Raw genomic sequence first — 23,879 nt, forward strand, 5'->3', positions numbered from 1 at the left:
ACTTTAGGCAACAGCCATGGATGGCATGGAAATCCGTTGTTGTTCAAGACGATGGGCGACGGTTTTAAACGCGAGGGTGCTGGAAAGCTGTTTACTGGCTTCTGTCGCTGGGCGGGCGCTACTGTTCGCATTTACCACGCCTGTTTGCGCAGGCATGGCCCCAATAAAGTCCAGTGAGAGCCCTAAAAACTGTTTGCACACCTGGTTTAAGCGCATAAAGTATTGCTTGCCTTGATCCTGGTTAGCATCTGTCACGACCACGCCCAACGGGATCTGGCCGTGTCGCTGGCTAATATGCTTGATGGTGGCATAGGCAGACTTGATGGCGTCGTCGCTTCTATCCATTTGTATGATCAACTCATGCTCGGCAATGACCGGCAGCATCAGGCTATAGTCTTGACTATCCAGTTGGGCTTCAATCATCACGGTGTCGTAATCGTACGCAAGTTGCTCCACTATACCGTTAAGTTGCACTTTTAAATCTTGAGATAAAGGCGAGGTTAACAGGTCATTTTCACCCAAGCAGGTGAGGTCGTAGCCTTGCGGATGTTTGAAAATGCCACGCTTAATGGCCTGGCGTTGCACGGCAATGCCTTGCAAGGAATGCGTCATGGCAGCTTGGCGGTGCGAATGTACGAGGAGAAAACGCTGCTCTGGCGTCAGCATACTGGCTGCCAGCTGGCGCACCCACTGGCTCGCAGGTTGCCCGTTCGCCCCGATCACACTAATGATGCGGGCAGAGGTTTTGGCCATGATACGGCGCAAGCCATCCGCCTGGTCACGGTAATTAAACATGTGGCTGCTCCTGGCTGGCGGTTTGCATCATGCTGGAGATCACCAAGGGCAATTCTTCATCAAGGTATTGATAAGGCAGGCTGGCCTGATGCGGAGTCAACACGCGCTCGACCAAGGCTTGCTTATCTGCCAGCTCGATATCCTCTGGCACGCGTTGGCCACTGGTGGTGTAAAACAAGCGCATGCGTTCACGGATCAATACGTCCAGCACATTGCCAATCGCTGCCGCTTCATCCAGTTTGGTGACGATACAGCCCGCGATATCATGTTTTTTATAGCTACGCATCACGTCGGTCAGCGTGTCACCGGTAGAAGTGGCATTCAGGCACAACAGTTTCTGGATCGGGCTATCCGCACGGCTTAGCATCGACAATTGCTCAGTCACTGCCTGGTCACGCTGACTGACGCCTACCGTATCCACCAGGATCATATGCTTGTTTTTGAGTTCATTGAGGGCGATTTTGAGGTCTTCCTCATCTTTCACGGCATGTACCATGACCCCCAAAATCTTGCCGTAAATACGTAATTGTTCGTAACCACCAATGCGGTAGCTGTCGGTGGTGATCAGGCCTAAGTTCTGGGTCCCATGCTTCATCACATAACGGGCAGCCAATTTGGCGGTGGTGGTGGTTTTGCCGACGCCAGTTGGGCCGACCAAGGCGTAAATGCCACCACGGTCCAGCAACGCATCCTCATCGTCAAGCGTGTGCAGGTTGCGGCTAATCACTTCTTTGGCCCACATCGGTGCCTTGTTCACATCGATATGGTTAGGCATTTTTTCAGCAATCTGGCGGGAGAGAGAAGCGCTGAAGTTAGCTGCGAGCAAAGTGCCCAGCACTTTAGATTTGGCCGGACTATGTTGCAAATGATGTTGCCAGGTCATAGCACTCATCTGTGTTTCAAAGTGGCTGCGCATCTGGCGCATTTCCACCATCATGCCTTGCATTTTCTCTTCCAGGGTTTGTGTTGCCAGCTGATAGGCCTGTTCCTGTTGTTCGCTATGTTGCTTGAGCATGTCCATGATGGCGGACTCATTAACATTGGCCTCTTCAGGGATTGGCGCGGCTGGCTGCTGAACGACACGGGGTGCCGGTGCGGGCGGGCGGGGTTGTTCTTTGGCACTGACAAAATCCAGCAGGCTGCGGGCTTGTTCCGTGCCTGGTTCACCTGACGCCTGGCTGGGTTTGGCATCAATGTCAGATTCCAGCATGGCCATGATTTCAGTGCCGCCGTTGACACTACGATTCGCAACAATAATGGCATCTTCTCCCAAGGCCTGCTTGACCTGGGCCAGGGCTTCACGTGCATTTTTGCCAAAAAATCTTCTGATGTTCATATTACTGCGCTCCGATTAAACTGGTGACACGAATCGATTTGTTGTCTGGCAACTCATCGTGGGATAACACTCTGAGGTGCGGGACGGTTCTTCTTAAAAATCTGGATAATGCTTGACGGAGAGGGCCGGCGACCAACAGGACTGGCGTCAAGCCCATCTGTTCTTGCTGTCTGGCGGCCATTTCGGTCTCTTGCGACAGTCTTTCGGCAATGCCCGGCTCAATCACGCCTTGGCTGGACTGGTTATTTTGCATGGCCTGCAACAACAGTTTTTCCAATTGACCATCCAGGGTCATGGCGGTGATTTCGTTGCTGTAGGGGAACAGGTCTTGCACAATGGCGCGGCCCAGCTTGATGCGGACCATGGCGGTCAGATCATTTGGGTCCTGGCTATATTGCGCATGATCAGCCAATGTTTCCAGAATGCTGCGCATGTCACGGATATGCACGCCTTCGTTGAGCAGGTTCTGCAAAACCTTTTGCAAGGTGGAGAGGCTGATCATTTTGGGCACAATTTCTTCAATCAGTTTGCTGGACTCTTTACTCATGTGATCCAGCAATTGCTGTACTTCCTGGCGGCCAAGCAATTCACCCGCATTGAGTGAAATAATGTGGTTCAAATGCGTGGCAATCACGGTGCCAGGGTCAACCACGGTATAGCCCAGGCTTTGTGCATACTCTTTCTGCTCTGGGTCTATCCATACAGCAGGTAAACCAAAAGCCGGATCAGTGGTGCGGGTGCCATCAAGTTCACCCGTCACCGCACCTGGATCAATCGCCAGCATTTGGTGATAGTTAGATTCACCGGTGGCCATTTCCACGCCTTTCATGGTGATGCGGTAAGCGTTTGGTTTCAAGGTCAGGTTGTCACGGATGTGTACAGTCGGCGCCAGAAAGCCGATTTCCTGGGCAAATTTCTTGCGGATCCCCTTGATACGTTTAAGCAATTCACCGCCTTGGCCTTTATCGACCAGCGGAATCAAACGGTAGCCCACTTCGAGGCCGATGGTATCTACAGGCAGCACATCATTCCAGGTGGCTTCTTCCGCTTCACTGGCGGGGGCCAGTTTATCGTCTGGCTGTGGTTCAATGACGGCCTGCTGTTTGGCTTTTTCCTGTTTTTGTTTAACTGAATAGGCCATGCCACCCAGCAAACCGCCCAAGCCCAAAAAGGCCAGGTGAGGCATGCCTGGAATCAGGCCGATCCCGCCAATAATGCCGGCGGTGATGGTCAGCACGCGTGGATTTTCAAACAGTTGGGTAATCAGCTGGCCACCGATATCTTCATTGTTGGCCACGCGTGAAACCACCACACCGGCGGCGATGGAAATCACCAGCGAAGGAATTTGTGCGACCAGGCCGTCACCAATCGCCAGCAGGGTGTAGTTTTTCACCGCATCGCCAAAGCTCAGGTCATGTTGCACCATGCCGACAATCAACCCGCCGACAATGTTGATGATAATGATCAGGATACCGGCGATGGCATCACCACGTACATACTTACTGGCACCGTCCATCGCACCATAAAACTCAGACTCCTGGCCCACTTCTTTACGGCGGCGGCGGGCTTCATCTTCACCAATCAAGCCCGCGTTCAAATCTGCATCAATTGCCATTTGCTTACCGGGCATCGCGTCCAAGGTAAACCGTGCGCCCACTTCGGCAATCCGGCCCGCACCTTTGGTGATCACGGTAAAGTTAATGATGGTGAGGATCACGAACACCACAATCCCGACCGCATAGTTGCCCCCAATCAGGAAGTGGCCAAAGGCTTCAATCACTTTACCTGCGGCATCTGGACCAGCGTGGCCCTCAGTCAGCACGATACGAGTGGAGGCGACGTTAAGTGACAAGCGCAACATGGTCGTCATCAGCAACACGGTAGGGAAGGCGATGAAGTCCAGTGGTTTGGTGGTTTGCAGGCCGATCATCAATACCAGGATAGACAGGGCAATATTAAAGGTGAAAAACACATCCAGCATGATTGCTGGCAGTGGCAAGATCATCATTGCCAATAGCAAAACAATAATGAGTGGCGCGGCGATTGCGCGGCCGTCCATTTTTCCCATTAATTGTTGCCAGTTATTCATCTCGATGACTCCTCAAACTGCTTGTTTAATCACTTACTTAGTTATTCAATGTCTGTTGCTGTGGCAGGCGCTGCCACCAATGCATGTGGATCCAGCGCGTCAGGCACTGGCACATCCTTGGGGACCACAGGGCGGATGCCGCCATGTTGCTTGAATACGCGCAGTTGAAACACATAAGCCAGAATCTGTGCCACAGCCGCATATAATGTTTGTGGAATTTCCCGCTCCAGCTCGGCATGGGCATACAAAGCCCGCGCCAGTTTTGGAGATTCCAGTGTCATCACCTGGTGTTCCGCTGCAATTTCCTTGATTTTCTGCGCAAGCACATCCACGCCTTTAGCCACTACTACAGGGGCGGCATTTTCACCTTCCTTATAACTGATGGCCACGGCATAGTGGGTCGGGTTAGTCACGACCACATCTGCCTTAGGCACATTGCTCATCATTCTTCTGCGGGCCATTTCACGTTGCTGCTGACGGATGCGGCCTTTAATTTCAGGGCTACCTTCAGACTCTTTGGACTCATCCTTGAGCTCCTGTTTGGTCATCTTGTGTTTTTGCGCATATTGATAGAGCTGATAGGGCACATCAATCACTGCAATCAGTACCAACGCTGAGGCCAGCGTCAGAAAGCCGGTGACCATAAAGTCGCTGACCGTGCTGATACCACTTTCCAGCGGCATATTGGACAACCCCAGCATCGGCTGTAAGTCTTTTTTGACCAGGCTATAGCCAACCGACCCAACCAGCGCTGTTTTGGCAATTGATTTCACCAACTCGACCAGCGAGTTTTTGGAAAACAGGTTAGTGATCCCCTTCATGGGGTTGAGCTTGCCAAAGTTAGGGACCAGTGATTTTTGTGACATGACCCACCCACCCACCAAAATAGGGGAGGCGATGGCAACCGCGACCACAATTACGGCCAGAGGCAAAAATGCCCACATTGCCTGCTCTACCACTTTAATCATATGCACAATCAACAACTGAGGCTCAAAGGCCATCGCTCTATCCAGCGTCAAGCCTTGGCGTAATACATTCTTCATGGCTTCACCCATGGGCTTGCTCATCATCATGATGGCAATGCCACTGGTGAACAGGACTGCACAAGCTGCCAACTCCCGCGACCTGGGAACATCGCCGTCTTCGCGTGCCTTCTCCAATCGCTTGGGGGACGCGTCCTCGGTCTTTTCCATATCGCTGTCTTCAGCTGCCATGTCTTTCACTCGTTTCGGGTTTGCACACCACGCCATGTCGTGTGTCTTGTGAGTGATTATTGGCTAGATGAAGTTTTTTTTAAGTTGGGAATAAAAGGGCTATTTGACCGCTTTCTATCACTTGCAGATTGTTTGTTGTTAAGGGGTGTAAAACATAAAATTATTTTTTATTTATAAACAGTGACTTATCAAATTTATAAAATTTTTTTGTGTCTTCACCCTAAAGTTTTATTCAGTGGGGACGTTAACCGGAATAACGCGAATTGTATCTAGCCGAAAAAATTGACCGCAAAAAACGAATAAAAGTCATTGTTTACGGAATACAACAAGAAAACTTGAATTAATTTTTGAATTGGAAATCAAAAAATGCTGACAGACTGCACATAACGAACTTTTAGCTTAACTTTAGGTTTAAGCGATAAGTTATTGATATTATTGTGAGTGAAGAATGCCGTGTAGGGGTTTGTAAGACAAACTCCTACACGGCCGTTTTCGTCTGTCTTACAAAATAAACCGACAAACCCTGATTGTTGCAGTTCATGATTGCGCGCAAAGTACGCCTAACGCTCAGGCGGACTTAAATTAACGCAAAAAAACGGAGAAAAGATCATGAACATGCAAAACGATTTACTCGCTGAAATCAAGGATGCCAACTTGAACTACCTGATGTTGGCGCAACAACTGATCCGTGCTGACAAAGCCACTGCGATCTTCCGCCTGGGGATTAATAAGGAAATCGCAGATCTGCTCGAAAATCTGACCAACCTGCAATTACTCAAACTCTGTAACACCAACATGCTGTTGACCCGCTTCCGCTTTGACGACAGCGAAATCCTGGGAATGTTGACCAGCTATGCCAAAGACCCTGCCCAAGCCCATCTGCATACTGCAGTATTGATGTCAGCCCAGGCAGCAGACTCCACCGTGTAACCAGCGTGGCTTAAACCACCCGGCGATTAGAAAGAGAAAAGAGGATATCATGCAAAAGAAGAGTGTAGTGAACGAAGCAGAACAAATTCAACTGGCAATGCAAATGATTGAGCTGGGCGCACGCCTGCAGTTGCTCGAATCGCAAACCACATTGTCACGTGAGCGCCTGATCAAGCTGTACAAAGAGATGAAAGGCGTTTCTCCTCCAAAAGGCATGTTGCCATTCTCTACCGACTGGTTCTTGACCTGGCAGCCAAACATTCACTCCTCCATTTTCTACAACATTTATCGCTTTATGGTGGATTACGCTGGGGTAGATGGTATTCAGGCGATTATCAAAGCCTATACCCTGTATATGCAACAAGTGCAGAGCCCCGAAGCCGAAAATAAAGATGAGCCTGTATTGTCACTGACACGCGCTTGGACCTTGGTTCGTTTCATTGAGAGCAAAATGCTCACCACTAAAGTGTGTCATTGCTGCGGCGGTCAATACATCGTCAATAGCTACGACTTGAACCAAAACTATGTCTGCAACCTTTGCCACGTGCCATCCCGTGCAGGTAAAACCAAAAAAGCAAAAGAACTGAGCTACAAACTGGTTTCCATGACGGCTTAATTGCAAGGATCGTTTTCCCTGCACTTTGTAAAGTAAAGGATTGTGCATGCAATCGGCAAAACTTCCGGTACAGACGCTGTTATCCAAATCGTGGCGACAGCGCCTGCTACCGAAACGGTTGTGGTGTCAGGCATTGCTAATCCAAACCTTGAGTATGCTGTTGATCGCGGGCCTTGCGCCTAGCGTGATCAACAGTGTATTCGCATTTGAATTAAATCACCTTGGCCTTTCTCTAGACAGTGTCTGGATTTGGCTACTGTTACATATTTGTCTGGTCAGCCTGCTGGCTAAAGCCGCGCAAATGCCGATCTGGTGGCGGTGGATTCATGTGGTTTTTCCGGTTGCCGTCTTGGCGATGCAGCATATCGATTTGCCTGCGACTGTTTATCTGGCTGGGTTTGTGATTACCCTGACGCTCTACTGGTCGGTTCACAACACCCGGGTCCCTTTTTATCCTTCTTTTCCTGCCACCTGGCGTGCATTGCATCACGTGTTAGAGCAACATGGCGACGACAAATCACTTAAAGTCTTGGACATTGGCAGTGGTATTGGCGATCTAGCGCTGTTTTTGGCGGCGCAACGTATTCATGATGAAGTTTCCGGCATTGAAATCGCGCCATTACCTTGGGCCGTCAGTGCGGTCAGGGCGGTGTTTTCTGGGACCAGCGCCAGATTTACGCTGGGTGATTACCGCCAACTCGACTTTGCAAACTTTGATGTCATTTTCGCTTATCTTTCACCCGCAGTGATGCCGGATGTCTGGCAAAAGGTGCGGGCAGAGATGCCTTCGGGCACGCTCTTTATCAGCTCCGAATTTCCTGTGCCTGACATGACCGCACAACGCATTATCTATCCGCAAAAAAACGCCCCCGCTTTATACGTCTACACCTTGTAGGCGCTTGCCTGCGCTTTTCCCCTCTCTTTTCGGCATGCCCACTGTTTTTTGGCCTGGCTGTAGCAGGCCAGAAATCTAACCTTTATTAACCATATTTAATAAGGGGCTAAAGCCCTTTTGTTTGAATAATTGAAATCCCAAGCCAATTGCTATGCTTTTACTGTTGGTAAAACCATTGTGGAGTGAAGGCATGTTAGTCATTGTGGGTTACATCGTTATTTTAGGGGCGATCTTTGGCGGGTACGCGGCGGCAGGGGGCCATTTGGGTGGCTTATGGCAACCGTTAGAGGTTGTCATGATTTTCGGCGGGGCGGTCGGTGCGTTTGTTGTCGGTAACGATGCCAAGTCACTGAAGGCTACCCTCAAAGGCTTGCCCACCGCATTCAAAGGTTCGCATGTCAATAAAGCCATGTATATGGACTTGCTGGCATTGCTGTTCGAGATTCTGACCAAAATCCGTAAAGAAGGCCTCATGGCGATCGAGAAGGATGTTGAAGATCCTGAATCCAGTGCCATATTCAGTAAATATCCCAAGATTCAGCATGACCATCATGTGGTCGAGTTTATTTGTGATTACTTGCGTTTGATGGTGTCCGGCAACATGGATGCCTTTCAGGTAGAAAACTTGATGGATAACGAAATTGAAACCCACCATCAGGAAGGCCATGTGGCGGCGCATTGTATTGCAAAACTCGGTGATGCCTTGCCAGCCTTTGGTATTGTTGCTGCCGTGATGGGTGTGGTGCACACCATGGAAAGCTTGCATTTGCCACCCAGTGAACTCGGTGTGCTGATTGGTCACGCGCTGGTAGGGACCTTCTTGGGGATTTTGCTGGCTTACGGCTTTGTCGGCCCGCTCTCAGGCGTATTGGAAGCCAAGCTAGAAGAGGGCACCAAAGTATTTCAAACCATTAAGGTTACGCTGTTGGCCAGCTTGAATGGGTATGCGCCTGCCATTGCGGTGGAGTTTGGCCGTAAAGTCTTGTACTCCACTGAGCGTCCAAGTTTCTCTGAGCTTGAAGAGTACGTTAAACAAGCTAAAAAATAAGCCTGGCAAACAAAATTAGTCTAAATAAAGCACAGGACCAAACGTAGAGGACCACGAAAATGGCAGAAGAACATATTGCCCCCATTATCGTAAAAAAAATCAAGAAAGGCGGCGGCGGTCACCATGGCGGTGCCTGGAAGATTGCTTACGCTGACTTTGTGACCGCGATGATGGCATTCTTCCTATTGATGTGGTTGTTGGGCTCGACCTCCAAAGCACAGCGGGAAGGGATTTCCGAATATTTTAAAACCCCCCTTAAAGTCGTGCTCATGGGGCCTGGCGTGGGTGCCAGCGACTCAGCCTTGAAAAATACCGGTGGCAAGGATGTCACCCTTAAGCAAGGCCAGGTCAAGCCTGTAGATGGCGACCCAGGCCGCAACAAAACCATTAAAGAACAAGAGTTAAAAGAAGTCCTTAAAAAAGCTGAGAAAGCCAAGCTGGAAGAAATCAAGGCCAAGATTGAACAGGCAATTGATGAGAATGCAGAACTCAAGCAATTTAAATCGCAATTAAAACTGGACATGACGGCCGAAGGCCTTCGCGTGCAAATCATCGACGAGCAGAACCGTCCTATGTTTGAAAACGCACGTGCCGATTTGCAACCGTATGCCAAGAAAATCCTGCGTGAAATTGGCAAAACACTCAATGGTGTGGATAACAAAATCAGCCTGTCCGGCCATACCGATGCGACGCCTTATGCAAGTGGCGACCAGGGCTACAGTAACTGGGAGCTGTCGGCTGACCGTGCCAATGCTTCAAGGCGTGAACTGATTGCGGGCGGCATGGATGAAACCAAGCTGCTCAGGGTGGTCGGGATGGGTTCAGCCATCATGCTGGACAACGAAAATCCGTTTAACCCGATTAACCGCCGTATCAGCTTAATCGTGATGAATAAAGAAACCGAAGAAGAATTACTCAAGGATAACGAAAAAATTTCTGTCAGTGAACGTGATCATTCACAAGTGGATGCATTGCAGAAAAACGCGGCAGCACCTGCAGAGCAAAAGTAGGGGGTCGCAAAAAGCGCAAGAAATAAGTGATTTTTATGATGCTTATTTCTTGATTGAAAATCAGGGGAATCAGGCAAGATAGGACCACTATGAAAACATTGCCCATAGAAGAACTAAGAGAATTACTGGCGGCGGTATCGCGTCACGGTGATTGGCATTTGCTCGAAATCGAAACCGATTTGCAGCAAACCAGCTTTTTACTCAATGAAGCGATTGAAAAACTCAGTGCCAGCTTTATGAATGTGTATGCCCAACTGATGGAGCAACAGTCCGCACTCCAGTTACTGGTAGAGGCGGGTAAGTTGCAGCCGGAGGAAATGCAGCAATTACAGGTGTTTCAGGACAATATTGGCCAGGAAGTGAACAAAGTTGTCACTGGCATGCAGTTCCAGGACATGACCAATCAATTGCTGCAACGGACCATTAACCGGGTCAACGGTTTAAAAGTGCTGTTGCATGAATTGTCCAGTCACCAGTTTCCGATGGCTGCGGACGATGAACATGAAGAAATCAGACATTTTATTATGCAACTGAACCAGAACTTTGATCAGGGCAGCCAGCATCTGACCGGTAACTTACGTAAGTCGGTCAACCAGCAGGATTTGGCAACTGGTGATATCGATTTATTTTAGTCACAGCGGCGTTTTACAAAATTAGTGAAAAAGGCGAATCAAACATGGCGAAAACAATTTTAACAGTAGACGACTCCGGATCATTGCGTCAGATGGTGACGTTTAGCCTGAAAGCTGCAGGTTATGACGTGGTACAGGCAGTGGACGGTCAGGATGGCTTGAATAAAGCCAAAGAAAAAACCGTAGACCTGGTGTTAACAGACCAGAACATGCCAGTGATGGATGGACTGACCCTGATCACCAATTTGCGCACATTGGCTTCTTACCAGAAGGTGCCTATTTTGATGCTGACGACTGAGTCCTCAGATGAAATGAAGGCCAAAGGTAAAGCGGCAGGTGCCAATGGCTGGTTGGTGAAACCCTTTGATCCAAAACGGTTGATCGAAGTCGTACAAAAAGTAATTGGTGCCTAAGCACCATCGGGTAAAGGAACTGGAGTAAACAATGACAGTGGATATGAGCCAGTTTTATGAGGTGTTCTTTGACGAGGCTGAAGAGTTATTGGCCGAAGCAGAACGCCTGTTGCTAGATATTGACGTGGAATCTCCCGATATCGAGCAGTTAAACGCGATTTTCCGTGCTGCGCACTCAATTAAAGGCGGCGCCGCAACCTTTGGTTTTATGGACATGGCTGAAATCACCCATGTACTGGAAAATCTGCTGGATAAGCTGCGCAAACAGGAAATGGCGTTAACAACTGAGCACGTGGATGCCTTTTTGGCGGCCAAAGACGTGATCAAGATGCAGCTCGATGGCCACCGCCATGGGTCTGAGGTTGATGCAGAGCAAGTCGGCGACGTTTCCATGATGCTGAAATCCCTGTCTGAAGGTAAGAGCGCCATTCCAGAAGATCCGGTGATCGCCGCCGCGACCCCTGAGCCAGAAGTATTGGTGGTGGATACCCAAAAACCAGCCTTGTCCGTGAGTGAAGAAGAAAAAGCCAAAGGCATTACCTTGTATGACGTGGGTCTGCCAGCGGTTACAGAAAAAGATCTGGCGAACTTGAAAGACGAACTGGCCTTGTTAGGCGAGGTGGCTGTTTATCAACGTGCGCCTGGCTCACATGCTTTGTTAGTCAAAACAGATTCCAGCGCAGATGACATTGTGTCCATCTGCTCCTTTATTGTAGACCCTGATGCCCTGGTGATTCAGGTGGCAGGGGATAGTGCCAGTGCGCCTGAGACGGCTGCAACGCCTGAACCTACACCTGTGGCCGAGGCAGTCGCAACCGCACCTGTCGAAGAAGATCTGGGTTATGGTTTCTTTGATGATGACCCGATTATTCCGGCAGCAGCGAAAGCCGAGCCTGCGCCAGTGCAACCACAAGCTGCTGAAGTTAACGCGGATGGCAAGGTACAAGTCGCAGAAGAAATGGGCTATGGCTTGTTTGGCACGAATAATGAGGAGCGTCAGGAAGATGGTTATGGCTTCTTTGCGCCGTTCAAACCACATCCTGATGCGCCTAAAGCACAGTTGATTGGCGATGAGCCTGCTGCTGAAGCTCAGCCAGCGGCCGCTGCCGTACCTGTGCAACCGCAAGCGACCGAAGTCGCTGCAAAAGAGGTCAAAGACGACCGCAGAACGCAACAACGCCGTGAATCTGACAAGCCAGCAGCACAAAATGCTGAAAGCAGTTCTATCCGGGTTGGCATTGAAAAAGTTGACCAGCTGATTAACCTGGTGGGCGAGTTGGTGATTACCCAAGCCATGATTGAACAGCGGGTGAATGCACTGGATCCGGTGGATAACGAAGCACTGATTAATAGCGTGAGCCAATTGACCCGCAACACCCGCGACCTGCAAGAGTCTGTGATGTCTATCCGCATGATGCCGATGGACTTCGTGTTCTCCCGCTTCCCACGGATGGTGCGTGACCTGGCTGGCAAGTTGGGTAAAAAAGTCGAATTTGTCACCAGCGGTGCCACCACTGAGCTCGACAAGAGCTTGATTGAGCGGATTGTCGATCCATTGACCCATTTGGTGCGTAATAGTGTAGACCACGGCATTGAAAAGCCGGAGGTGCGTAAACAATTAGGCAAACCTGAGAACGGTACCTTGACGCTCTCTGCAGCGCATAAAGGCGGCAGTATTGTGATTGAAGTGACCGATGACGGTGGTGGTCTCAACCGTGACAGGATTCTGGCCAAAGCCATGTCTAATGGCTTGCCTGTGAGTGAAAGCATGTCGGATGCAGAAGTCTATAACCTGATTTTTGCACCAGGCTTTTCTACCGCTGAGGTGGTCACCGACGTGTCGGGCCGCGGCGTAGGCATGGATGTCGTGAAACGGAATATCACGGCCATGGGCGGTAATATTGAAATCCGCTCGGCCTTGGGCTACGGCACGACCATTTCGATCTCCTTGCCACTGACACTGGCGATTCTGGATGGCATGTCTGTTTCACTCGACAAGAGCGTCTATGTGGTGCCACTAAACCTGATTATGGAAACCCTGCAACCACGCGCAGAGGACCTGAAAACTGTGACAGGCGAAGGCTTGATGGTACATGTGCGGGGCGAATACCTGCCTATCATTGCCTTGCATGCGTTGTTTAACCATCCGACACAGATCACTAACCCCACCGATGGTGTGTTGCTGATCCTGGAAGCAGATGGCAAGAAATCTGCCTTGTTTGTAGACCGCCTGGTCGGCCAGCAACAAGTGGTGATCAAGAGCCTGGAAACCAACTTCAAGCGGATTCCCGGTGTGTCAGGCGCCACCATCATGGGCGATGGCTCGGTGGCACTGATTCTGGATGTGCCTGCCATTATCCAAATGGGCCAGACTACAAATTATGTCACTGGTGGATTGGCATTTTCCAACCAGAATTATTCGACCTCACAAACACATATCAATGCATAAGGAGTATATGCAATGAGTACAACAACAGAATTAGCAAACACATCAGCCAATGCTGCAGGCAGCAGCCTGAAGACGGCCGCGGGGGAATATCTGACCTTTGTGCTAGGCAGCGAACAATACGGGATTGAAATCCTCAAGGTACAAGAGATCCGCGGCTATGACGCGGTGACGCAAATCGCTAACTTGCCATCCTTTATCAAAGGTGTGATCAACTTGCGCGGCAAAATCGTGCCGATTGTGGACTTACGTATCAAGTTCAATCTGGGCAAAGTTGAGTATGACGAATTTACGGTCGTCATCATTCTGAACCTGAATGGCCGTATTGTCGGCATCGTGGTCGATGGCGTTTCTGATGTCCGCGAGTTACGCGACGAGCATTTGCGTGAGGTGCCCACGCTGGTTACCCGCATCGACACTAAATACATTGTGGGCCTGGCCACCATTGAGCAAGAAATGCTGATCCTGGTGGATATTGAAAAGCTGATGACCAGCGATGAAATGCAGCTGATGGATGCCGCTGTACATTAAATACTGAAATTGAAGCACTGAAATTGCAATAAAAACGCTGAGACCGCAATCACAGCCTTCATACGATAATAATTATAAATATTGCGACTCATTTTATAGAGGTCTTAAACAAGGGACAAATCATGCTTTCTACGATGATCAATAAATTGGCAGCAAACACCCGGGGGTATCAAAACATCTTGAATCAAGTGGCGGAATTCAGCGCCCTGAAGTCAGAAATCAACAAGGCACGGGCGATTGTTGAGTTAAATGACAAGGGTGAAATCAGCCATGTGAACGAAAACTTGTGCCATTCATTGAAGTATGCGGCAAACGAGCTGGTAGGCAAGCATCATCAAGTATTACTTGAGCGCGCTGACACAGACAAACCAGAATATGAACAATTCTGGAGCGCACTGCGCAGTGGCACCTCCCAAGTTGGGACGTTTAAACTGACGGATAAAGCGGGCAAAACGGTCTGGTTCCAGGGGTATTATGCACCTGTCATGCAAGGCAGCCAGTTGCGCAAGGTTGTTGCCTACTTGACCGATATTACCGCCGACAAATTACGTAACCTTACCCTGCAAGAAGAAGAACACGCGCTAAACCAGTCTTTTGGGGTAATGGAATGCGACCTGCAAGGCCATATTCTCGAATGTAATCAAGTGTTTCTGGCGCCGCTGGAATTCCAGCGATACGAAGTCATCGGCAAACATGTATCCATCTTGCTCAAAGCCTCGACCGCTCAAAGCGATCAATACAAGCAAATGTGGGACAAGCTTAAAAAAGGCCAAAATGCAAAACTGGAAATCTGCCGTGTTTCAAAATCCGGCAAAGAGTACTGGTTTAGCTCCAGTTATGTGCCGATTCAAGACACGGCTGGCCAGTTAGCCAAGGTAAAAGTCTATTCATACTGCATTACCGAAGAAAAACAGCGTGAGATGGACTTTCAGGGCAAAGTCGCCGCCATCAATAAAGTACAAGCTGTGATTGAGTTTGACCTCAATGGCAATATTTTGCACGCCAACGACAACTTTCTCCAACTGACCGAATACTCTTTGCCAGAGGTAGTGGGTAAGCATCATAGTATTTTGGTCAGTGAGCGCTACAAAAACAGCCCGGACTACAAAGCCTTTTGGGATAAACTGGGGCGCGGTGAATATGACGAAGGTGTATACCATCGGTATAGCAAACACGGTAAAGATCTCTGGTTGCAAGCCTCTTACAACCCTATCCTTGGGGTAGATGGCAAACCGACCAAGGTGGTTAAATATGCCACCGATATCACCAAGGCCGTATTGGCGGACAAGGAGCAATCCAAACACGCCCGTGAAGCGTTGATGATCAAGAATGCATTAGAGGCTTCTTCGAGTAGCCTGATGGTCGCAGACAAGGACGGCATCATCACCTACATGAATCCAACCGCCTTGGAGCTGATGCGGGAGTCCACAAAAACCTTCAAGCAACTGTTCCCACACTTTGATGCAGATAAATTGATCGGCCAAAGTTTTGATGCTTTCCATAAAAATCCGGCTCATCAACGTAATTTGCTTGGACACCTGACTGGTAAACATCAAACCGAGCTGGCGATCGGCGATATGTTCTTCCGCCTGACCGCCAACCCGATTTTTGATAACAATGGTGAAAGACTGGGCACGGTGGTCGAGTGGGTAGATCAAACCCAGGAAAAACGGATTGAAAACGAAATCCGTACGGCCTTGCAAGGTGCGGTGGAAGGCGATATTACTTACCGCCTGGATACTTCCGTGGCCAAAGGGGCTGCGCTGGAAACTATGAACTCGATTAACCAGCTCATGGATATTATGAACGACGTGTTAGTCAATGTCCGTGAGGCAGGTGAAACAATTAACACCGCAGCCCACGAGATCTCTAGTGGCAATAATGATCTGTCCAGTCGCACAGAGCAACAAGCTTCTAACCTTGAAGAGACGGCTTCCAGCATGGAAGAATTGGCATCAACCGTTAGACAGAACGCCGAAAACGCACGCCAGGCAAACCAAATGGCTGAAGCGGCTTCGCAAGTGGCCATCCGTGGCGGCGATGTAGTCGGTAATGTGGTGACAACGATGAGCGCGATCAACGAGAGTGCGCGCAAAATTGAAGACATTATTTCTGTGATTGACGGCATCGCCTTCCAAACTAATATCCTGGCATTGAACGCGGCGGTTGAAGCGGCACGCGCCGGTGAGCAAGGCCGTGGGTTTGCAGTGGTGGCCGGTGAAGTGCGTAACCTGGCACAACGCTCAGCCAGTGCGGCTAAAGAGATTAAAGAGCTGATTACTGATTCCGTCAGCAAAACCACTGAAGGCACCAAGCTGGTGGAAAGTGCCGGCGAAACCATGCACGAAGTGGTTACCTCTGTTCAACGCGTGACCGATATCATGAGTGAAATCACCGCAGCTTCTGCTGAACAAAGTGCTGGCATTAATCAGGTGAATGACGCGGTCAATCACATGGATGAAGTCACGCAGCAAAATGCGGCATTGGTTGAAGAGGCCGCTGCCGCTGCAGAGTCCCTGGTTGAACAAGCCGCTACGCTGATGGATACCGTGAATAAATTCAAATTACGCGGCGTCTCCCAAAGCAGCCATGTGAGTCGTCCGGCGGTGAGTAAAGCAGCGCCAGCAATGAACAAGCCAAAGCCCAGCATCAGTCAGGCCACGCATAATCCAGCGCCGGTCAAAGCAGCAAAAACGGGCACCGATGACCAAGAGTGGGAAGAGTTTTAATGTGATCTCTTAATCAAGGAGGTGCTATATGATCAGAAGTCCTGAAATAATAGAAAAGGTTATTGAAGGTTTGAAGTTCTGGGCCTCCTTAATGAGTGGTTACCCGATGTAATCAGGCTCTTTCTTGTGAAGTGCGAGTGCATCTTTTCGAAATTCTGAAGGTAGAAATGCAATGAAAACCTGGCTAGGTGCACTCAAGCAATGGATGACTGTAGGCAGTCATGCTCAAGTGGGTGAGGCAAACGCTGAACCCTTACTAAAGATGGAGGCACTCCATCAAATCATGGCGATGATTGAGTATAGTGCTGAAGGCATCGTACTCGACGCTAATCCAAAATTTTTCGAGCTAACAGGCTATGCGCGTGATGAGGTCTTAGGTCAACATCACCGCATTTTCCTACCCGCATCAGACCCTGATGCCACGCAACAACTGCTCTGGCAAAAGCTTTGCCAAGGGGCTGCACAAACCGGCCAATTTAAACGATTAAGCAAAGGTAATCGCGAAGACTGGATTGAGGGCGGTTATCTTCCGTTAAAAAATCCGGCTGGGGAGGTGGTTAAAATCGTCCATTACTTCAGCCTGATTACCCCACTGAAATCACGCGAGCTGGACAATCAAGGCCAGATAGAGGCGTTGAACCGGGTGTTAGGCGTGATTGAGTTCTCGCTGGATGGCACCATCCTGGCGGTGAATCAAAACTTTGCACTGACCACCGGTTACGACGCTCATGAAGTCATTGGCAAACATCACCGCATGTTTATGCCAAGCACAGAGGCAGCCTCGGCTGACTACGTCAAATTCTGGCAAGATCTGGCCCGCGGCGAGTTTAAATCCGGCATTTACAAGCGTAGAGGTAAAAACGGCCGCGAAGTTTGGTTACAAGCGACCTACAATCCAATTTTGGATAGCGAAGGCAAACCGGTCAAAATTATTAAATTCGCCACCGATGTGACCCAGCAAAAAGCGAGGGATGTCGACCTGGCCAGCCAGATCGCGGCGATTCATCAAATCATGGCGGTGATAGAGTTTGACTTGCGCGGCAATATTCTTGACGCCAATGATAACTTTTTAACAGCGGTTGGCTATCAAAAGCATGCCGTGATCGGCCAACATCACAAAATGTTTGTTTCGGCTGAGATACAGCAATCGCCGGAATATGCGCAGTTTTGGCAGCAGCTGGCACAAGGAAAAACGCAAGCGGGCATTTACCAACGGGTAGCGGCAAATGGTAAGGCTTTATGGTTACAAGCCAGCTACAATCCGATTTATGACTTGAATGGGCAACCTTATAAAATCGTTAAATACGCGGTTGATGTGACTGAGCAACACCTGCGTGACCTTGATAACCAGGGTCAAATGACAGCGATCCAGCGCTCATTAGGTACCATAGAGTTCTCGCTTGATGGCCACATTACTAAAGTCAACGACAACTTTTTGCAAGTCGTCGGTTATCAAGCCTCTGAGTTGATTGGCCAGCATCACAAAATGTTTATGCCAGCCAATGAAAGAAACGCATCCGAGTATCAATATTTCTGGCAACGTCTTGGCCGTGGAGAGTTTATCCATGGCGTCTTTAAGCGCATCGATAAACACGGGCAGGATATCTGGCTGCAAGCCAGTTATAACCCGATCTTAGATGACAATGGCAAACCGATCAAAGTGGTCAAATTTGCGACTGACATTACCCAGCAAAAACGCGCAGAAACCGGGCTGATCGAGGCTGTACTCTCCACAGAGCAACTACTCGAGGCGGCGCAAAATGGCGATATGACCGCACGTATAGACTTGCAAGGTAAAACCGATCAGGTGCTGAATTTGTCCAGTGGCATTAATCGTTTGATGCAACGCATGTCCGAAATCCTGATTCAGGTGAAAGACGCTGCCACAACAATTAATAGTGCCTCGAATGAAATCTCTACCGGCAATATTGATTTGTCTACCCGCACGGAAAGACAGGCGCATAGCCTGCAAGAGACGGCATCCAGCATGAGCCAGCTGGCGGGTACCGTAAAACAAAATGCCGAAAATGCCAAGCAAGCGAACCAGATGGCCGAGGCCGCATCCAAGGTGGCCGAGCGTGGTGGGGAAGTCGTCAGTCAGGTCGTGGATACCATGACCGCCATCAGTGCAAGTGCTCGTAAGATTGAAGATATTATTTCTGTCATTGACGGCATTGCTTTCCAGACCAATATCCTGGCGCTGAATGCGGCGGTCGAAGCAGCACGCGCTGGCGAGCAAGGTAAAGGCTTTGCAGTAGTGGCTGATGAGGTGCGCAACCTGGCCCAGCGTTCGGCCAGTGCAGCCAAGGAAATCAAGCATCTGATCACAGACTCAGTCAGCAAGACCAGCGAGGGCACGCAATTGGTTGAAAGTGCCGGCCAGACCATGGCTGAAATCGTACAATCGGTCAAACATGTCAGCGACATTATCAGTGAGATTTCTATAGCCTCTATTGAACAAACTTCAGGCATCGATAGTGTGAATCATGCCATTACCAGTATGGATGATGTGACGCAGCAGAATGCTGCCCTGGTTGAACAAGCCGCCGCTGCGGCAGAATCATTGGTAGAGCAGGCAAGCCAGTTATCCAATATGGTGGCTGAGTTCAGGTTAGAGGAATCGGGCACGCAAGCTTACTCCCGGGACAGGACACGTACCGGCACTTTTAACTGAGGGGCATGCATACTGAAATTGCTGATTGAAGCCGACTTCGAGTCGGCTTTTTTCATGATTTCAAATCAAGGATTTGAAGCTTGATTCTGTTTATGCTTGAACATTTATCGCATGTCTTGGTGTTCTACACTCACAGGCAGAAGTAAAAATTGTAATTTCGTCCTAGTGAAAGTACAACATTTTGAGAGAGAACAGATTATGAAAATCAACTTGCCAGTAACACAAAAAGAGATTGAGCTCAAAGAGGGCGCCTCTATTGTGTCGAAAACGGATTTAAAAGGGGCGATCACGTATATCAATCGTGAGTTTATCGAAATCAGCGGCTTTAGTGAGGCTGAGCTGATCGGTAAAAACCACAATATTATCCGGCACCCCGATATGCCCGCTGCAGCGTTCGAAGATTTATGGCGTACAGTGAAGGCAGGTAAACCGTGGAATGGCATGGTGAAAAACCGCTGTAAAAATGGCGACCATTATTGGGTAGAAGCCAATGTGGCACCGATTCGCGAAGGGGCCACGGTCATTGGTTATATGTCTGTACGTAACAAGGTGACCCGCCAGCAGATTGAGCAGGCGGAAAAACTCTATAAAGAAATGCGCGATGGCAACATCCCGCAACCCAGCTTGACTGAAAAACTGGCAGCAAAAGTGCATGACTTACCTATCCTTTATAAGTTATCCGCAGCGGTGTTTGCGCCAGTGGCGGTGGTTTCATCTATTGGCCTTTACCGCCATGATCCTGGTGCCTGGGTCGGGCTGGGCGCAGGGGTGGTCACTGCATTGGTGGCAGGCGGGCTATTCTCACTCAAACTGAAGCGATCTGTGGCCGTGATGTCGCATGCGATTCATGGCTTGGCGGGTGGCGAATTGAACGTCAAAATCAATACCCGCGGTAACGATGAGTTTGGCAGCCTGATGAAGACACTCAAATCCATGCAAATCAAGGTGGGATTTGACGTCAATGATTCGCGGAAGATGGCTGAAGAAGCTGGCCGACTGCAAACCGCGCTGGATCAAAGTGCCACCGCTTTTACCTATAGTGATGGTCAGCACATGTTGCAATATATGAATGGTGCGGCACGAGCGCTATGGCAGCAGATGGTAGATGAAATTGCCAAAGAGCAGCCTGGCTTTACTTTAGAGAGCATGTTTGGCAATGCGATTTCCAGCTATTTGCCTGAGGCTTACCGCGCAGCATTTGCTGAGGTTTCGAAAATACCGCGGGTGATTGAATTTGCCGCTTATGGCAGAAAAATCAAAGCCACCATTGTTTCCGTGTATACCGACAAGGGTGAGTATCTGGGCCGCATGACGCAATGGGATGATAAAACCGCTGAAGATATTGGTCAGCAAGAGGTGTTCCGCCTGGTGCGTGAAGCTGCCGCAGGTAACTTGGGGCAACGTGTAGATCTTGGAAAACTGCCTGAAGGCTTTGTGCTTGAAATCGGCAAGGGGATTAACCAAATTCTGGATGCCTTGATTAATCCGCTCAATGTCGCCGCCAAATACGTGGAGGACATTGCCAAAGGTCATATCCCGGCCAAAATTACCGATGCTTACCAAGGTGACTTTAACACCTTGAAAAACAACCTGAACCAGTGCATTGATGCGCTCAATACCCTGATTGCCGAAATGAACCACATGAGTGCCGAGCATGATGCAGGGGATATTGATGTTCAAATTGATGTCAGCAAGTTTGATGGCGCCTATCGCACTATGGCTGGTGGCATTAACCAAATGGTGGGCGGGCACATTGTTGTGAAGAAAAAAGCCATGGCCTGCGTGAAGGGCTTAGGTGAGGGTAATTTCGATACGCCACTGGAAAGATTCCCAGGTAAAAAAGCCTTTATTAATGACACCATCGAACAGGTGCGCGCTAATTTGAAAGCGTTAAATGCCGATACCACCATGCTGGCAGAAGCTGCCAAAGATGGACGGGTCAGCGTGCGTGCCGACGCCGACCGTCACCCAGGCGACTACCGTAATATCATTCAAGGGATCAACAGTACCCTGGATTTAATTGTTGAGCCGATTGCTGCCGTGACTGAGGCCGTGGAAACCATCACCACTGCTGCCAATGAAATCTCCAGCGGTAACTCGGATCTGTCTGCCCGTACCGAGCAACAGGCCTCCAGCCTTGAAGAAACTGCAGCCAGCATGGAAGAGTTGGCCTCCACGGTGAAACAAAACGCCGAGAATGCCAAACAGGCCAACCAAATGGCTTTGTCAGCCTCCAGTGTTGCCGCTAAGGGTGGCGAGGTGGTAGACCAAGTGGTTGAAACGATGAGTGCGATTAACGAAAGTGCCAAAAAGATCGAAGACATTATCTCGGTCATTGACGGCATTGCTTTCCAGACCAATATTCTGGCCTTGAACGCAGCCGTAGAAGCCGCACGCGCGGGGGAACAGGGTAGAGGTTTTGCCGTGGTCGCGGGTGAGGTGCGTAACCTCGCGCAACGTTCCGCCAGTGCCGCCAAAGAAATTAAGGAACTGATCACAGACTCAGTCAATAAAACCGCAGAGGGCACCCGACAAGTTGAACATGCAGGTACCACCATGCAAGAGGTGGTCAGTTCTGTACAGCGTGTTGCCGATATTATCAGTGAAATTTCTGCTGCCTCGGTCGAGCAGACCAGTGGCATTGACCAGGTGAACCAGGCGGTGACTAGTATGGATGAAACCACGCAACAAAACGCTGCACTGGTAGAAGAAGCCGCTGCGGCCGCTGAGTCACTGGTCGATCAAGCTAATCATTTAGCAGAGGCCATCAGCCACTTCAAAATGGAAGGTGGACGTCACTCAGGCGGTCATCATGCCATGAGAAAAACGGGGACACATGGCTAATAAAATAAAATTGTAATTTTTGTGTAACAACCCTCAAGAAATCATAAGGTCTGTCGTTATTAACAATAAGTGGTAGTGAAAAGCCACCTAAACCATGGTTAATAATTTTTATGGAGACTTTATGAAAACAAACTTGAAAACAGCTTTAAGCATTATCGCATTATCTACGTTGGCATCTAGTGTGTCTGCGGCTGAAGTATGCAAAGTATCTATGATGGGTCGTGTATGCTTTGAAGAAGGCAGTCAGGAAGTGACAGCTGCACACATGAAAGGCGACGCAGTCGCAGAGGCATCAGCAGCCAAGAAAAAGGTTGATGTTGCTGAAGCGGAAAAAACCAAGAAATAATACATTTCTTGCGTTGAAAAATCCCCCTCCACAAAGGGGGATTTTTTATGCTCATCACCAAGCTTTAGCCCCGGCAAGAAAGAGAAAAACTTGAGTAGGAAAAGACTGATAAAAAGCGTGTTTATTAACGCATGAAATATGTGTGGGATATTACAAAATAAACAAGAGCCTGATAAAAGGCGAATAAAAATCTGGATTCGGAGTTTAATATGACCATTGCGAAGAGAATGTATATTCTGATTGCAGTTGCTGCGCTAGGGCTATTTACCTTGGCAACGCTCAGCTACTTTCAGACGGATCGTGTATTCAAGTACACCAATGTGGCTAACGAAAATGCGGCCCCAAGTGTTGAGGCATTGGATGATACGCTGGCAGAGTTTGAGCTGTTAAATAGCTTGATCTGGCAGCATATGCTCAATACCGACAATGTCAAAATGCAGCAGATTGAGAAGCAGGTTGCCGAAACCCATGGCGAGTTGATGGCAACGCTGAAAAAGTACGATAAGTTAGTCAATGATGCTAAAGACAAGCAGTTGCTGCAAAAGGATTATGAAGCCATTAAATCCTATGATGAGTTGGGTAGCAGCGCATTGACTTTGTCTTTGTCTAACAAAAAAACTGAAGCCCGTGACGTATTACTGGCCAACCAGGCAGTGATCGAGCATGTGCAGCAAGCGATTCGCACACATCGTGCTTACAATAACGAAATCGCCAAACAAGGGGCTGCTGCCGCGATTAAGGTCAAGCAAAATGCCCTATGGATGTTGATTGCGATTGCGGCCCTCTCATTAGCGGTTGTGGTTTCCATTGGTTTATACATCAAGCGTAGCCTGTTCAAGCAGTTAGGCATGGAGCCTGCCGACTTGACTGTGATTGCACGCAATTTTGTAGAAGGCAACCTGACCCAGAAGATCGTCTTGCCAGAGGATGACAAAGCTAGCGTGGCATATTCTATCCGTGTGCTGCAACGGACTTTGGATGGCTTGGTTCAGTCATTAAACTACGTGAGCCAACAGCATGATGCAGGTGACATTGATTGCACCGTAGACCAAAACCGCTTTAAAGGTGGTTATGCAGAAATGGCCGCTGGTATCAATAAAATGGTGGCGGGTCATATCGCCATGAACCGCAGCGCGATTGAAGTGGTAAAAGCGTTTGGTGATGGCAATCTGGATATGCCTCTGGAACAGTTCCCAGGCAAGAAAGCGTTTGTGAATGAGGCGATCGAGCAGGTACGTACCAATATCAAGCGTTTGGTAAACGACACCGACGACTTGGTGCATGCTGCGGTTGAAGGGCGCTTATCCACCCGTGCGGATGCCAGCCAGCAT

At 49.3% G+C, this 23,879-nt stretch carries 18 protein-coding genes; 14 read left to right on the top strand and 4 right to left on the bottom strand.

Features of this window, described 5'->3' with window-relative positions; genetic code table 11:
• Positions 1-3 precede the first annotated feature (3 nt).
• Genes ACIDF8_RS10360 through flhB form a run of 4 tightly spaced genes read right to left on the bottom strand, consistent with a single transcriptional unit; the run spans position 4 to position 5,434 of the window.
• Positions 4-795, bottom strand: a complete 792-nt coding sequence (locus tag ACIDF8_RS10360) for a MinD/ParA family ATP-binding protein (RefSeq protein WP_412010533.1) — start codon at positions 793-795, stop codon at positions 4-6.
• The gene (gene flhF / locus ACIDF8_RS10365) at positions 788-2,131 is read right to left on the bottom strand and encodes a flagellar biosynthesis protein FlhF (RefSeq protein WP_412010534.1); all 1,344 of its coding nucleotides are present in this window, start codon (positions 2,129-2,131) and stop codon (positions 788-790) included. Before flhF ends, ACIDF8_RS10360 begins: the two co-directional genes overlap by 8 nt.
• A gap of 1 nt (position 2,132) precedes the next feature.
• The gene (gene flhA, locus ACIDF8_RS10370; RefSeq protein WP_412010535.1) at positions 2,133-4,220 is read right to left on the bottom strand and encodes a flagellar biosynthesis protein FlhA; all 2,088 of its coding nucleotides are present in this window, start codon (positions 4,218-4,220) and stop codon (positions 2,133-2,135) included.
• A 41-nt stretch (positions 4,221-4,261) separates the two neighbouring features.
• Positions 4,262-5,434 carry a flagellar biosynthesis protein FlhB gene (gene flhB / locus ACIDF8_RS10375; RefSeq protein ID WP_412010557.1) on the bottom strand — a complete coding sequence of 391 codons (1,173 nt, stop codon included), beginning with the start codon at positions 5,432-5,434 and terminating at the stop codon, positions 4,262-4,264.
• Between the two features lie 609 nt (positions 5,435-6,043).
• On the opposite strand from flhB, the gene flhD reads away from it, so the two are divergent.
• The 14 genes from flhD to ACIDF8_RS10445 all read left to right on the top strand — a co-directional run.
• Positions 6,044-6,364: a flagellar transcriptional regulator FlhD gene (flhD, locus tag ACIDF8_RS10380; RefSeq protein ID WP_194747599.1), complete on the top strand. Its 321-nt coding sequence runs from the start codon at positions 6,044-6,046 to the stop codon at positions 6,362-6,364.
• 49 nt (positions 6,365-6,413) lie between these two features.
• Positions 6,414-6,980: a flagellar transcriptional regulator FlhC gene (flhC, locus tag ACIDF8_RS10385; protein ID WP_412010536.1), complete on the top strand. Its 567-nt coding sequence runs from the start codon at positions 6,414-6,416 to the stop codon at positions 6,978-6,980.
• A gap of 46 nt (positions 6,981-7,026) precedes the next feature.
• Positions 7,027-7,875: a class I SAM-dependent methyltransferase gene (locus ACIDF8_RS10390; protein WP_412010537.1), complete on the top strand. Its 849-nt coding sequence runs from the start codon at positions 7,027-7,029 to the stop codon at positions 7,873-7,875.
• Positions 7,876-8,065: 190 nt separating this feature from the next.
• Entirely contained in the window at positions 8,066-8,923 is an 858-nt protein-coding gene (gene motA, locus ACIDF8_RS10395; RefSeq protein WP_412010538.1) for a flagellar motor stator protein MotA, read from the top strand.
• A 59-nt stretch (positions 8,924-8,982) separates the two neighbouring features.
• On the top strand, positions 8,983-9,933 hold the full coding sequence (gene motB / locus ACIDF8_RS10400) for a flagellar motor protein MotB (RefSeq protein WP_412010539.1): 951 nt from the start codon (positions 8,983-8,985) through the stop codon (positions 9,931-9,933).
• An 89-nt stretch (positions 9,934-10,022) separates the two neighbouring features.
• Complete coding sequence (locus ACIDF8_RS10405; protein WP_412010540.1) at positions 10,023-10,565, top strand: chemotaxis protein; 543 nt, start codon at positions 10,023-10,025, stop codon at positions 10,563-10,565.
• A gap of 44 nt (positions 10,566-10,609) precedes the next feature.
• Positions 10,610-10,978: a response regulator gene (locus ACIDF8_RS10410; protein ID WP_412010541.1), complete on the top strand. Its 369-nt coding sequence runs from the start codon at positions 10,610-10,612 to the stop codon at positions 10,976-10,978.
• Positions 10,979-11,009: 31 nt separating this feature from the next.
• Positions 11,010-13,427, top strand: coding sequence for a chemotaxis protein CheA (gene cheA, locus ACIDF8_RS10415; RefSeq protein WP_412010542.1), 2,418 nt, complete (start codon positions 11,010-11,012; stop codon positions 13,425-13,427).
• Between the two features lie 12 nt (positions 13,428-13,439).
• Positions 13,440-13,955 (top strand): chemotaxis protein CheW, encoded by a 516-nt coding sequence (locus ACIDF8_RS10420; RefSeq protein ID WP_412010543.1) that lies wholly within the window; start codon positions 13,440-13,442, stop codon positions 13,953-13,955.
• Between the two features lie 122 nt (positions 13,956-14,077).
• Positions 14,078-16,684: a methyl-accepting chemotaxis protein gene (locus ACIDF8_RS10425; RefSeq protein ID WP_412010544.1), complete on the top strand. Its 2,607-nt coding sequence runs from the start codon at positions 14,078-14,080 to the stop codon at positions 16,682-16,684.
• A gap of 172 nt (positions 16,685-16,856) precedes the next feature.
• Positions 16,857-19,358, top strand: a complete 2,502-nt coding sequence (locus ACIDF8_RS10430) for a PAS domain S-box protein (RefSeq protein WP_412010545.1) — start codon at positions 16,857-16,859, stop codon at positions 19,356-19,358.
• 198 nt (positions 19,359-19,556) lie between these two features.
• Positions 19,557-22,202: a methyl-accepting chemotaxis protein gene (locus tag ACIDF8_RS10435; protein ID WP_412010546.1), complete on the top strand. Its 2,646-nt coding sequence runs from the start codon at positions 19,557-19,559 to the stop codon at positions 22,200-22,202.
• A gap of 121 nt (positions 22,203-22,323) precedes the next feature.
• On the top strand, positions 22,324-22,548 hold the full coding sequence (locus ACIDF8_RS10440) for a hypothetical protein (RefSeq protein WP_412010547.1): 225 nt from the start codon (positions 22,324-22,326) through the stop codon (positions 22,546-22,548).
• 209 nt (positions 22,549-22,757) lie between these two features.
• Positions 22,758-23,879 (top strand): MCP four helix bundle domain-containing protein (locus ACIDF8_RS10445; protein ID WP_412010548.1); only part of this gene is annotated, 1,122 nt, incomplete at its 3' end.

Source organism: Methylophilus sp. 3sh_L, from assembly GCF_046766015.1.
Classification (GTDB): Bacteria; Pseudomonadota; Gammaproteobacteria; order Burkholderiales; family Methylophilaceae; genus Methylophilus.